We start from the raw sequence: 13,035 nt of genomic DNA, 5'->3' as shown, positions 1-13,035 counted from the left end.
CCGTCTTCAGTCGATGTCGAACGACACGCCTTGCGCCAACGGCAGCGCCTTGGAGAAGTTCACCGTATTGGTGGCCCGGCGCATATAGGCCTTCCACGCGTCCGAGCCGCTCTCGCGGCCGCCGCCGGTCTCCTTCTCGCCGCCGAATGCGCCGCCGATCTCGGCGCCCGAGGTGCCGATATTGACGTTGGCGATGCCGCAATCCGAGCCGTCGACGCCCAGGAAGCGCTCCGATTCCTGCAGGTCACGCGTGAAGATCGACGACGACAGGCCGGCGCCGACCGCATTGTGCAGGTCGAGCGCCTCGTCGAAATCGGAGTACTTCATCACATAGAGGATCGGTGCGAAGGTCTCTTCCGTCACCGGCGAGACTTGGGCAGGCATCTCGACCAGCGCCGGATGCACATAGTAGGCTTCCGCGTGGCCATTCTCGAACCGCGCGCCGCCGGTGACCTTGCCGCCATGCGCTTGCGCCTCCTTGAGCGCCTTCTGCATGTTGTCGAAAGCGGCCTTGTCGATCAGCGGGCCGACCAGCGCCGACGTCTCCAGCGGATTGCCGACCGAGACGCTCTGGTATGCCTTCTTCAGGCGCGGCAGCAGCGCGTCATAAACGCTCTCATGCACGAACAGGCGCCTGAGCGTCGTGCAGCGCTGCCCGGCCGTGCCCATGGCGCCGAAGGCGATGGCCCGCAGCGCCATATCGAGATCGGCGGTCGGGCAGACGATGCCGGCATTGTTGCCGCCGAGCTCCAGCACCGCGCGAGCGAAGCGCTTCGCCAGCCGCGGACCGACCTCTCGGCCCATGCGGGTCGAGCCGGTGGCCGAAACCAGCGGCACCTTCGGATGGTCGACCAGCACCTCGCCGGCGGCGCGGTCGCCGATCAGCACCTGCAGCAGGCCTTCCGGCGCGTCGGCGCCGAAACGCTTGGCGGCGCGCTTGAAGATCGCCTCGCAGGCAAGTGCTGTCAGCGGCGTCTTTTCCGACGGCTTCCACACCACCGCGTCGCCGCAGACGAGTGCAAGTGCCGCGTTCCACGACCACACAGCGACCGGGAAGTTGAAGGCCGAAATTACGCCGACGACGCCGAGCGGATGCCAGGTCTCCATCATGCGATGTCCGGGACGTTCGGTGGCGATGGTCAGGCCGTAGAGCTGGCGGGAAAGGCCGACCGCGAAATCGCAGATGTCGATCATCTCCTGCACTTCGCCGAGGCCCTCGGACGGGATCTTGCCGACCTCGATCGACACCAGCCGGCCAAGCTCGGCCTTATGCGCGCGCAGTTCCTCGCCGAGCAGGCGCACCAGCTCGCCGCGCTTCGGCCCCGGCACCAGCCGCCAGGCCTGGAAGGCCTTGTGCGCGGCATCGATGGCCTTGCCGGCATCAGCCGCCGAAATCGACTTCAGCGCCGCGATCTGCTCGCCCGTCACCGGGCTGCGCACGATGAGGTCGCCGCCGGAAAGCGCATCCTTGGCAACGCCCAGTTTCTCCAGAATTGAGGCCGTTTCCTTCGCTATCGTCATTTTGGTCCCTTTCAAATCCCGCCTGGATATGGCGAGCGTCGAAGCCTTGCGCCGTGCCTTGCCGTGCCCTTGGGCACGTCCGGGCGCCTTTGATGGCGTGGCATTACTCGTTTCAGGAAAAAACCGCCACCCCGGCATGGTCCAAGGCCGGTGCGCTAAATTGGGCCAGAAACCGCTACTCGCTATCAGCGCGCCTTCTGGATGGAGGACTTCTCAGCGCTTTCCTTGATCAGCCGGTCGATATGCATGCGGATATGCGCCGCCTCTGCGGCGGTATTTGCTAGAGCTATGGCGCGGTCGAAGGCGACGCGCGCTTCCTCATTGCGGTCGAGTTGCATCAGCAAACCACCCCTCAGCCCGAAGAAATGGAAATAGCCGGACAGCCTGTCCTCCAAAGGCTCGATCATGGCTAAAGCCGCTTCCGGGCCGCGCACCTTGCTCACCGCGACGGCGCGGTTGAGCGTCACCACCGGCGACGGCTGCATCTGCTCGAGCAGGCCGTAGAGCAGGTCGATCTCGGTCCAGTCGGTATCCTCGGGCGTTGCCGCCCGCGCATGCAGCGCTGCGATCGCCGCCTGCACCTGGTAAGGGCCGGGCTTGCGGTGGCGCAGCGCCTTGTCGACCAGGGCCAGGCCCTCGTCGATCATCTTGCGGCTCCAGAGCGACCGGTCCTGGTCTTCGAGCAGCACGATCTCGCCATTTTCGTCGAAGCGCGCCGGCGCGCGCGCATGCTGGAGAAGCAGCAGCGCGGTCAGTCCCATGATCTCCGGTTCCTGCTGAAACAGCCTGAGCAGCAGCCTGGCGAGCCGGATCGCCTCCTCGCAGAGCGGCGCGCGGACCGGCGCCTCGCCGCCATTGGTCGAGTAGCCCTCGTTGAAGATGAGATAGACCATGGCGGCAACCGCCGCGAGCCGCTCGGAACGCTCGACAGCGCCGGGCGTCTCGAACGGCACGCCGGCGTCGGCTATGCGCGCCTTGGCGCGGGTGATGCGCTGCTCCATGGCGCTCTCGCCGACGAGGAAGGCGCGCGCGATCTGCTTGACTGTGAGGCCGGAGACGATGCGCAGCGCCACCGCGATCTGCTGCGTCGCCGGCAGGTCCGGATGGCAGCATATGAACAAGAGCCGCAATATGTCGTCGCGATAATGCGCGCCGTCCAGCCGCTCGGCCATATCGCCTTCGGCATCCTCGAGATCGGAAATCTGGTCCTCTTCCGGCATCGGCGCCTGCTTGGCGCGCTTGCGCACCGCGTCGATGCCGCTGTTGCGGCCGACGAAGATCAGCCATGCCGCCGGATCGCGCGGCGGACCGTTTTTCGGCCAGTTCTTCAGTGCCCTGAGACATGCATCCTGGAAAGCTTCTTCCGCGGCGTCGAGGTCGCGGAAATAGCGCAGCAGCGCGCCCATCGCCTGCGGACGGGCGTTGCTGATCGCGGTGCTTATCCAGGCAAGCTCTGTCATACGGCAACCTTTGTGGGATTGAAGACCGAAACCGGTCGGATCTCGTAGGAACCGCCACTCGGATTGACCTCGGAGAGCTCGCGGGCGAACTCGACGGCCTCATCCAAGTCTTGGCATTCGAGCGTGTAGAAGCCGAGGAACTGCTCCTTGGTCTCTGCGAACGGCCCGTCGAGCACCATAGACTCGCCCTTGACCTTGCGGAGTGTCGTCGCGGCGGTGGTCGGCAGGAGACGCGCCACAGGCCCCAGCCGACCCGCCTTGGCGTATTTGTCCTGTACGTTGAGGAGCTTTGCCATCACCTCGTCGTCCTGTTCCTTGCTCCAGGAGCACACGACGTCTTCGGAGGCGTAGCAGAGGATGGCATAGAGCATGGTGCGTCCTTTCCGTATCAAAGGACGAGACAGTAGGACCCTTCCCGACACGACGTCGATAAAAAAATTTGTAGGGCGATCACGGGCTTACCTTGTCCGCCTGCCATTCGTCAGGCTCCGCGCGCCTTGAGCCATCTGAGCACCAGCGTCTCCTCCTCGTCGAGGCCCGGTATAAGACGCTTTCGCTTGTTGGCTTCCGCCATTTCGTCGAGCAGCTTCCCTTCGGACCACGCCTCGAAGACGAGTGGATGGATATAGCACTGGCGGCAGACGGCTCGCGTGTTGCCGAGCCGTTCGGCAACCTTGTCGACGATGCCGTTCATCACCCGCTTTCGCTGGGTCACGCTCTCTGGAAGCTCTGCCTGCGCAAACAGCGCTGCCGCATGGATGGTGCCGCCCCAGGTACGGAAGTGCTTGGAGCTGAACTCCGAGCCGGACGCCTCGCGGATGTAGCGGTTGACGTCCTCCGACCGCAGCGGTCGCCGATCGCCGCCTTCGTCGAGATATTGGAACAATTTCTGGCCGGGCAGGTCCTGGGCGCCGCGCACGATTTTGGCTACGCGGCGGTCGACCAGCCTCAGCTTCCATTCCTTGCCGGATTTGCCCTTGAAGGCGAACCGCAGGCTGGAGCCGGTGATTTCGACATGGCGGTCGCGCAAAGTGGTCAAACCGAAACTCTTGTTGTCGCGGGCATAGGCGGCATTGCCGATGCGGATCATGGTGTTGTCGAGCAACCAGACCACCGAGGCGACCACACGTTCCAGCGACAGGCCATGCCGGCGCAGGTCAGCATCGATCTGGCGCCGGAGATCGGGCAACGCCTCGGCAAAAGCAACGAGACTGGAATATTTGACACCGTCCCGCTCTTCGGTCCACTGCCGGTGATAGCGGTATTGCTTGCGTCCGCGCTGATCCCGGCCGGTCGCCTGGATATGGCCGTTCGGATCGGGCGAAATCCATACGTCCGTCCACGCCGGCGGAATGACGATCGCCTTGACGCGGGCGAGCGTCGCCGCGTTCACCGGGTTCCCGTTCGGGCCGAGGTAGGAAAATCCCTTTCCTTTTCTCAATCGGCGAATGCCGGGATCGGCGTCGCTGACATAGCTGAGCGAGGCGCGATCGGCGAAACCTTGCGCCCCGTTCCTTTGCATTTCCTCCCCACCCGTCGGGCGGCCGGAGGACGATTGTGCTCGTTGCAGCATGATGGCTCCACGGAACTGGTCCGTAGATAAGCGGCGCAACAGGCAGCTGGTTCCACCGTTCCCAAAGCGCGCCCCCAGCCCGTCGATGGCGCAGCCCGGATCGCGACCGATGCCAACCACGCAGCTTTCAGGCAGCGACCGGAATGACATCGACGGCCTGCTCACCGACCTGGCCGCCGGTGGTTTTCAGCACGCCGACGATCGGCGCCACGTCGGAATAGTCGCGGCCGTACCCGACGGTGATATGGTCGTTGCTCGCCCGCATGCCGTTGGTCGGGTCGAATTCCTGCCAGCCGGCGTCGCGGCCGCACCAGGCCTTGACCCAGGCATGCATGGCATCCGCCCCTTCGAGCCGCGGTTTGCCTTTCGGCGGAATGGTGCGCAGGAAGCCGCTGACATATCCGGCGGGGATACCCAGCCCGCGCAGCCCGGCTATCATGATGTGGGAAAAATCCTGGCAGACCCCGCGTTTCAGCGCGAAGGCGTCGCTGGCCCGTGTCTGCACGGTGGTCGCCTCGCCGTCATAGGCAAAATCGCGGTGGATGCGGTTGCAGAGATCGGCCGCTGTGGCGACGGTCGAACCTGCAAGGCTCTCCCGCGCATAGGCGCTGATCGCTGCGTCGATGCCGGCGTGATCGCTGGCGGCGAGGAAATGATGCGGCGCGGCAGGCGATAGCGAACGCACTGCATCGAGTTCCGCCCTCAAGCCGTGAATGTCGGGCGAGACGTCCAGCCCCGGCTCCGGCCGCGAGACCGACACCCGCGCGCTCATCCTGATGTCGAGCTCCTCATGCGCGTCGCGAAAGGCGATCGCGGTGACGTTGTTGCCGAAGAAATCGGAAAAATCCGCCCGCTCGGCCGGCGTCGGCGCGAAGGACAACGAGGCGGCGATAACCCTCTGCACGCCGGGAACCGTCTGCGGCAAGACGCGCACCTGATGCCGGCCGCCGCCGGCTGCGGCCGCGTAATCGTAGTGCAGATGGAGCCTGATGTCGTAGAGCATTGCCGCCTACCCGAAATAGCCCTTGGCGAGGCTGCTGTAGAGATCGCCGATCTGGTTGGCGAGTTCGTCGAGCACCTTCACGGTCATGTCGTGGGGCTCCATCACCGCGATTGCCGTGTTGAGCTGCAGGATTTCTTTCGCCGCGGGCGACATGTGTCCCTCGCCTCCGACGGGTGGCAGCATGCCGATCTCGGCCTTCAACCGCTCGAGCTGGAACAGGATGGAGCGCGGGTTGAGCGGATCGAGCGCCAGAAGGTCGATCACCGTGCGCCGCCCGGCCTGCACCGGATATTGCCGGCGGTGGGTCATCACGCTGTCGCCGATCTCCAGCATCATGTCGAGTGCGCCGTCCGGCGCGCCGTTTCCGGTCAGCCGTGCCAGCGTGCGGGCGATCTGGATGCCGCGCTCCAGCCGGCGGCCGATCTCCAGGAAGCGCCAGCCGGTGAAGCGGTACATGTTCTCGTGCAGCAGGCCGGAAAAGCCAGCAAGCTTGCGCAGCATCACGGTCATCGCCCGCGTCGCGTCGTCGCCGGGCGCCACGGTCTCGGCGAACTGATGAATGGTCTTCGACAGGTCCTTCAGCGCCAGCCAGCCGTCCGGCGAGAAGCGGTCGCGGATCTGGCCGGCGCTGTAGACGGCGCTGTCCAGCGTGCTGATCAGCCCGAGCGGGATCGCCGGCTCGACCTCGATGCCGAACGGTTCGAGATAGTCCCTGATGTCGGCAAGCAGCGGCATCTCGGGGTCGGAGGTCTCCGCCAGCCGTACATGATAGGCGCGCAGGATGCGTACCGTGTCTTCCGAGCGCTCGATATAGCGGCCGAGCCAGGTCAGGTTCTCCGCCGCGCGGCTCGGCAGGCTGCCGGGCATGGTGCGGGTGAAGCCGTCAGTCTCCTGCGGCAGCAGCGTCTCGCGTTCGACAGGCCTGTCGCTGACCACCCAGACATCCGCCGCCTGGCCGCCGCGCTGCATGGCGATCGCCGTCGGGTCGAGCGAGAAGCCGACGCGGGCAAAGCCGCCGGGCATGACGGTCCAGCCTTCTTGTGTTCGCGCCAGGTAGACGCGCAGGCTGGCAGGCCGAGGCTCCAGCACACCGCCGACAAAGACCGGCGTCGTCGAGAGCGTCACCGCTTCCTGGCCGACAAAGCCGGCGCCGTCGGCTTCGATCCGCGCGATCAGCGCCGCCTGTTCCCCTGCCGAAAGCGCCGAACCGAGCTGCGTTGCGCCGTCGTCCTCGAAAGCGAGCCGTGTCGACAGCGCCGGGCCAACCACCAGGCGGTCGATATTGGCCAGCACATGGTCGCGCTCGATCTCCTGCCCGCACCACCAGGTGGCGATGCTCGGCAGTTTGAGCTCTTCGCGCTGCAACTCGCGCGCGATCCTCGGCAGGAAGGAAAGCAGCGCTCGGGTTTCCATCAGGCCTGAACCCAACGCATTGACGGCCGAGATCGTGCCGCGACGGATTGCCTCGACCAGCCCCGGCGTGCCGATCTGCGAGTCCGGCCTGAGCTCGAGCGGATCGGCGAAGGCGGCATCGAGGCGCCGCCACAGCACGCCGATCGGCATCAGCCCCGAAACGGTGCGCACCATCAGCCGGCCGCCGGACACCGTCAGGTCCTCGCCCTCGAGCAGCATGATGCCGAGATAGCGCGCGATATAGGCATGCTCGTAATAGGTCTCGTTGAGCGGCCCGGGCGTCAGGATGGCGACACGGCCGCCGGAATCCTTCGCCATGCCGTTCAGCGCGTCGCGGAAGCGGCGGAAGAAGCCGGCAAGCCGGTGCACATGCAGCTCGCCATAGATGTCGGACAGAGCGCGTGTGGTGGCGACGCGGTTCTCCAGCGCGAAGCCGGCGCCCGACGGCGCCTGCGTGCGGTCCCCCAGCACCCACCAGCGGCCATCCGGTCCGCGACCGAGCTCGAAGGCGACCATATGCAGGAAATGACCGCTGGCCGGACGGACGCCGACGACCGGGCGCAGATATTCCGGACTGGCCGCGATCAGCCCTGCCGGGAGGATGCCTTTCTCGATCAGCCGGTTCGGCCCGTAGAGATCGGCCAGGATCGCTTCGAACAGGTCGGCGCGCTGGACCAGGCCGGCGCTGATCTCGGCCCATTCTTTTTCGTCGATCAGCAGCGGGACATGCGCCAGCGGCCATTCGCGCTCGTTGGCGCCGGCCTTGTCATAGACGCGGTAATAGACGCCGGCATCGCGCAAATACTGGTCGGCGCGGGTAAAACGCTGTCCGAGCGTTTCCGCCCCCAGTTCGTCCAGCGCTTCGATGAAGGACCGCCAGGCAGGGCGGGGATTGCCTGTGGCGTCGACCATCTCGTCGACGACGCCGTCGATCGGCCGATAGAGCCTCAGCAGGCTCCGCGTCCGCGGCCTGCTGCCCGCCCGTTTCTGATTCCCCTTTGCCATGGTCGATCAGAGTCTCGCCGGGCGTCTCAGGTCAAGGGTCATGGGAAAGTCTTCAGAAGCTTCTTCGGCGGTGAGCACATAGCCGCCGGGCGTATGACCGCGCGGCTCGAAGCGGGCCAGCCGCCGCGCCTCGGCCTCGTTGCCGTTGACCGGGAAGGTATCGTAGTTGCGGCCGCCCGGATGTGCGACATGGTAGACGCAGCCGCCGACCGAACGGCCCGACCAGCGGTCATAGATGTCGAAGACCAGCGGCGTGTTGACCGGCAGGGCCGGATGCAGGCCGGAGGCCGGCTGCCAGGCCTTGAAGCGCACGCCCGCCACCGCGACCTCGCGGTTGTCGGTCACCTTCATCGGCACGATGCGCCCATTGCAGACGATGGCGTGGCGCTCAGGATTGAGGCCTTCCGTTCTCACCTGCACCCGCTCGACCGAAGAATCGACGAAGCGGACGGTGCCGCCGATGGCACCCTGCTCGCCCATCACGTGCCAGGGCTCCAGCGCCTGTCTCAGCTCCAGCCTGACGCCTGCGTGCTGCACCTCGCCGCAGAACGGGAAGCGGAATTCGAGCTGCGCGGCGAACCATTCCGGGCGGAACTCGAAGCCGTTGAGCTTCAAATCCTCCAGCACGTCGAGGAAATCCGCCCAGACATAGTGCGGCAGCATGAAACGGTCGTGCAGCGAAGTGCCCCAGCGCGTGAAACGGCCATCGAGCGGGTTCTTCCAGGCGCGTGCGATGATGGCGCGAACCAGCAACTGCTGTGCGAGCGACATGCGCGCATTGGGCGGCATCTCGAAACCGCGGAATTCGACCAGGCCAAGCCTGCCGGTGGGGCCGTCCGGCGAGAACAATTTGTCGATGCAGATTTCCGAGCGATGCGTGTTGCCGGTCACGTCGGTCAAGAGATTGCGGAACAGCCGGTCGACCAGCCACGGCAACGGCGCCTCGCCCTTGTCGGGATGGGGCACCTGCGCCAGCGCAATCTCCAGCTCATAGAGCGAATCGTGCCGCGCCTCGTCGATGCGCGGCGCTTGGCTGGTCGGGCCGATGAACAGGCCCGAGAACAGGTAGGAGAGCGAGGGATGCCGCTGCCATTCTAGCACCAGGCTTTTCAACAGGTCCGGCCGGCGCAGGAACGGGCTGTCGTTGGGCGTCGCGCCGCCCACCACGACATGGTTGCCGCCGCCGGTCCCGGTGTGGCGGCCATCGATCATGAACTTGTCGGTGCCAAGCCGCGACTGCCGGGCTTCCTCGTAGATCGCGGTCGTCGTGGCGACGCATTCCTGCCAGTTGGCGGCCGGGTGGATGTTCACTTCGATGACGCCGGGATCGGGCGCCACGCGGATGACGTTGAGGCGCGGATCGTGCGGCGGGCTGTAGCCCTCGATATGCACCGGCAGGCCGATCGCCTTCGCCGCATTCTCGGCCGCCGCCACCAGTTCGAGATAGTCTTCCAACGCCTCGACCGGCGGCATGAACACGCAAAGCCGTCCGTCGCGCGGCTCGACGGTGAGCGCGGTGCGCACCGCTCCGCCGATCTCGGTGAGCTGCTGCTCGACACGGTCCTGCTGCGCGGTGGCCGCCGTGAAGGAGGCTTCCGTCTGCTGCCGCGCCGTTTCATCGGCGCCGCCCGCTGGCGCTTCCGGCAAGATGGCCTCGCGCGCCGGCAGCGGCCCGCGCGGCACCGACGGATCGACCGGCACGATGTAGGGGAATTGCGCCGGCGGCACGTAAGGCAGCGTGCCAAGCGGCAAGCGGTAGCCGACCGGTGAATCGCCTGGCACCAGGAACAGCCGGCCGCGCCGGGTGTTCCATTTCTCCGAACGCCAGCGTTGCCCCGCGGCCTGGCTGTTCCAGCGCTGGACCGGCAGCACGTAGCCGGATGGCTTGGTCAGGCCGCGCTCGAACACACGCGCCATGCGGCTGCGTTCTTCCGGATCCTCCAGCTTGGAATTCGACGGATCGACATTGTCCGGCAGCTTGCCCTCCTTGAGCAGCCATTCGGCCGGATCCTCATAGGCCTCGCCGACCATCGATTTCTCGATGCCAAGCTCGCCGGCGATCGCCTTGAGCAGGCTTTCGGCCTGCTGCGGGCCGATATCGCCCTCGCTCTTTTCGCGGGCGATCAGCGAAGGGTCACTCCATACCGGCTCGCCGTCGGTGCGCCAGTAGAGCGAGAAGGTCCAGCGCGGCAGACTCTCGCCCGGATACCATTTGCCCTGGCCGTAATGCAGGAAGCCGCCTGGCGCGAAGCGCTCGCGCAGCCTGCGGATGAGCCGGTCCGCCTTGTCGCGCTTGGTCGGACCGACGGCCGCCGTGTTCCATTCCGCGGACTCGAAATCGTCGATCGAGACGAAGGTCGGCTCGCCGCCCATGGTGAGGCGCACATCGCCTTCGTTCAGCGCGGCATCGACCTTGTTGCCCAGCGCGTCGAGCGCCTGCCAGCTTTCGTCGGAGAACGGCTTGGTGATGCGCGGATGCTCGGCGATGCGGTCGACCCGCATGTCGAAGTCGAAATCGACATTGGCGAAGCTCGCCATGCCCGAGATCGGCGCGGCATTGCGGTAATGCGGCGTCGCCGCCAGCGGCACATGGCTTTCGCCCGTGAGCAGGCCGGAAGTCGGATCGAAGCCGATCCAGCCGGCGCCCGGAATATAGACCTCGCACCAGGCGTGCAGGTCGGTGAAATCGACCGAGGTTCCAGCCGGTCCGTCCAGCGAAACCAGATCGGGCTTGAGCTGGATCAGGTAGCCGGACACGAAGCGCGCGGCGATGCCGAGGTTGCGCAGGATCTGCACCAGCAGCCAGCTTGAATCGCGACACGATCCCTTGGCCGCGGCCAGCGTCTCCTCCGGCGAGAAGACGCCGGTCTCCATGCGCACGATATAGGCGATCTCGCGCTGCAGCCGAGCATTGAGGTCGACGAGGAAATTGACGGTGTTCTTCGGGCTGCGGTCGATGCTTTGCAAGAATTTCGACAGCAACGGCCCCGCCGCCTCCGGCGTCCGGTAGATGGCGAGGTCCTCTCTAATCTCTTCCGGATAGTCGAACGGGAAGTTTTCGGCCGCCTCCTCGACGAAGAAGTCGAACGGGTTGTAGACCGTCATGTCGGCGACGAGATCGACCTCGATCTTGAGTTCCGTTACCGGCTCCGGGAAGACGAAGCGGGCAAGGAAGTTGCCGTAAGGGTCCTGCTGCAGGTTGACGAAGTGGTCCTTCGGCTCGACCTTCAGCGAGTGGCTGAGCACTTTGGTGCGCGAATGCGGTGCCGGCTGCAGCCTGATCACCTGGGGACCGAGCACCACCGGCCGGTCGTATTTGTAGTGGGTCAAGTGATGGACGGCTGCCAGAATTGCCATGGTGCCCCGGAGAATGGCGTTTTACCGCCAGACCCTGACACAAGTCCTGGGCATTCTCCAAGCAGAGATGTTGCGCTGCACCTAATTTAAGCAACTATCATAGCATCGCGAAACAGAGCACTCCGCTCGCTGACGACAAAGCGTTGCAGCCGCACAGAGCCAACGCTGGCGGGACAGCACCCCCCTCTGTCCTGCCGGACATCTCCCCCTCAAGGGGGGAGATTGGCAGCTTCGTCGCCGGCGCCTTCCTGCAACGCCGGAGATTGGCGAAAGCCGGCGAATATCTGATCTCCCCCCTTGAGGGGGAGATGGCCGGCAGGCCAGAGGGGGGCGCGAAGGAACTCGGCGGCTCCAGTTTTGCTTCGCTTCTGCTCCGCCAGAGGATGACGAAGCGGATGGGTTAGCCGGCTTAGAAAAACGCCTGGATACCCGTTTGAGCCCTTCCCAGGATCAGCGCATGCACGTCATGCGTGCCCTCATAGGTATTCACCGTCTCCAGGTTCTGCGCGTGGCGCATCACGTGGTAGCCGATCTGGATGCCGTTGCCGCCATGCATGTCGCGAGCCTGGCGGGCGATGTCGAGGGCCTTGCCGCAATTGTTGCGCTTGACGATGGAGATCATCTCCGGCGCCATCTTGCCCTCGTCCATCAGCCGGCCGACGCGCAAGCTACCCTGCAGGCCGAGCGCGATCTCGGTCTGCATGTCGGCGAGCTTCTTCTGGAAGAGCTGCGTGCCGGCGAGCGGCTTGCCGAACTGTTTGCGGTCGAGGCCGTATTGCCGCGCCCGGTGCCAGCAATCCTCGGCGGCACCCATGGCGCCCCAGGAAATACCGTAGCGCGCGCGGTTGAGGCAGCCGAACGGTCCTTTCAGGCCCGAGACGTTGGGCAGCAGCGCCTCTTCGCCGACTTCGACGCCTTCCATCACCACCTCGCCGGTGATCGACGCGCGCAGGCTGAGCTTGCCTCCGATTTTCGGCGCCGAAAGCCCCTTCATGCCTTTTTCCAGCACGAAACCGCGGATCTGGTTGTCGTGTGCTGCCGACTTCGCCCAGACGACGAAGACGTCGGCGATCGGGGCGTTGGAGATCCACATCTTGGAGCCGGAAAGCCTGTAGCCGTTCGTCGTCTTCTCCGCGCGCGTCTTCATGCCGCCCGGGTCGGAGCCGGCGTCCGGCTCGGTGAGGCCGAAGCAGCCGATCCATTCGCCGGAGGCGAGCTTCGGCAGGTATTTCTTGCGCTGCTCCTCCGAGCCATAGGCGTGGATCGGATACATGACCAGCGACGACTGCACGCTCATCATCGAGCGGTAACCGGAATCGATGCGCTCGACTTCGCGCGCGACCAGGCCGTAGGTCACGTAGCCGGCGCCGAGCCCGCCATATTCCTCCGGAATGGTAATGCCGAGCAGGCCAGCCTCGCCCATCTCGCGGAAGATCGAGGGATCGGTCTTTTCCTCGGCATAGGCTTCCTCGATGCGGGGCGCGAGCTTGTCGGCGGCGAACGCCGCCGCGCCGTCGCGCACCATGCGTTCATCCTCGGAAAGTTGATCCTCGATCAGGAAAGGATCGTTCCAGACGAAGGCGTTCTTCTCGGCGGCCATGACCGTGTGCTCCCGGCAAAATCTTGGATTGCCCGGCTTATCGGCCTCCACATGGAAAAAATCAAACAAAATTGCATCACGGATCAATGAGGGTTAGTAATGG

At 65.4% G+C, this 13,035-nt stretch carries 8 protein-coding genes; all 8 read right to left on the bottom strand.

All coding sequences use genetic code 11. The features are described 5' to 3' along the window. Positions 1 to 6 precede the first annotated feature (6 nt). The 8 genes from EJ071_RS12540 to EJ071_RS12500 all read right to left on the bottom strand — a co-directional run bounded on the left by EJ071_RS12540 (position 7) and on the right by EJ071_RS12500 (position 12,932). The gene (locus EJ071_RS12540) at positions 7 to 1,521 is read right to left on the bottom strand and encodes an aldehyde dehydrogenase family protein (protein WP_126098148.1); all 1,515 of its coding nucleotides are present in this window, start codon (positions 1,519 to 1,521) and stop codon (positions 7 to 9) included. Between the two features lie 185 nt (positions 1,522 to 1,706). Next, positions 1,707 to 2,981, bottom strand: a complete 1,275-nt coding sequence (locus tag EJ071_RS12535; RefSeq protein WP_126098147.1) for an RNA polymerase sigma factor — start codon at positions 2,979 to 2,981, stop codon at positions 1,707 to 1,709. Beyond that, entirely contained in the window at positions 2,978 to 3,352 is a 375-nt protein-coding gene (locus tag EJ071_RS12530) for a YciI family protein (protein WP_126098146.1), read from the bottom strand. Before EJ071_RS12530 ends, EJ071_RS12535 begins: the two co-directional genes overlap by 4 nt. Before the next feature lie 110 nt (positions 3,353 to 3,462). Then, entirely contained in the window at positions 3,463 to 4,554 is a 1,092-nt protein-coding gene (locus EJ071_RS12525; protein WP_126098145.1) for a DNA topoisomerase IB, read from the bottom strand. Positions 4,555 to 4,681: 127 nt separating this feature from the next. After that, positions 4,682 to 5,557, bottom strand: coding sequence for a transglutaminase family protein (locus EJ071_RS12520; RefSeq protein ID WP_126098144.1), 876 nt, complete (start codon positions 5,555 to 5,557; stop codon positions 4,682 to 4,684). 6 nt (positions 5,558 to 5,563) lie between these two features. Beyond that, the gene (locus EJ071_RS12515; protein WP_126098143.1) at positions 5,564 to 7,975 is read right to left on the bottom strand and encodes a circularly permuted type 2 ATP-grasp protein; all 2,412 of its coding nucleotides are present in this window, start codon (positions 7,973 to 7,975) and stop codon (positions 5,564 to 5,566) included. A gap of 6 nt (positions 7,976 to 7,981) precedes the next feature. Beyond that, on the bottom strand, positions 7,982 to 11,332 hold the full coding sequence (locus EJ071_RS12510) for a transglutaminase family protein (protein ID WP_126098142.1): 3,351 nt from the start codon (positions 11,330 to 11,332) through the stop codon (positions 7,982 to 7,984). Between the two features lie 409 nt (positions 11,333 to 11,741). Then, positions 11,742 to 12,932, bottom strand: coding sequence for an acyl-CoA dehydrogenase (locus EJ071_RS12500; protein WP_126098141.1), 1,191 nt, complete (start codon positions 12,930 to 12,932; stop codon positions 11,742 to 11,744). Positions 12,933 to 13,035: the final 103 nt, after the last annotated feature.

The sequence above is a fragment of the Mesorhizobium sp. M1B.F.Ca.ET.045.04.1.1 genome (assembly GCF_003952465.1).
Lineage (GTDB): Bacteria > Pseudomonadota > Alphaproteobacteria > Rhizobiales > Rhizobiaceae > Mesorhizobium > Mesorhizobium shonense.
Note: the sequence above shows the minus strand (reverse complement) of the source record. Positions and strands in the feature narration are given on the sequence as shown.

Coding starts and splice junctions, on each gene's coding strand:
- EJ071_RS12540 (WP_126098148.1), bottom strand. CDS start 1,521: ATGACGATAGCGAAGGAAACGGCCTCAATTCTGGAGAAACTGGGCGTT.
- EJ071_RS12535 (WP_126098147.1), bottom strand. CDS start 2,981: ATGACAGAGCTTGCCTGGATAAGCACCGCGATCAGCAACGCCCGTCCG.
- EJ071_RS12530 (WP_126098146.1), bottom strand. CDS start 3,352: ATGCTCTATGCCATCCTCTGCTACGCCTCCGAAGACGTCGTGTGCTCC.
- EJ071_RS12525 (WP_126098145.1), bottom strand. CDS start 4,554: ATGCTGCAACGAGCACAATCGTCCTCCGGCCGCCCGACGGGTGGGGAG.
- EJ071_RS12520 (WP_126098144.1), bottom strand. CDS start 5,557: ATGCTCTACGACATCAGGCTCCATCTGCACTACGATTACGCGGCCGCA.
- EJ071_RS12515 (WP_126098143.1), bottom strand. CDS start 7,975: ATGGCAAAGGGGAATCAGAAACGGGCGGGCAGCAGGCCGCGGACGCGG.
- EJ071_RS12510 (WP_126098142.1), bottom strand. CDS start 11,332: ATGGCAATTCTGGCAGCCGTCCATCACTTGACCCACTACAAATACGAC.
- EJ071_RS12500 (WP_126098141.1), bottom strand. CDS start 12,932: ATGGCCGCCGAGAAGAACGCCTTCGTCTGGAACGATCCTTTCCTGATC.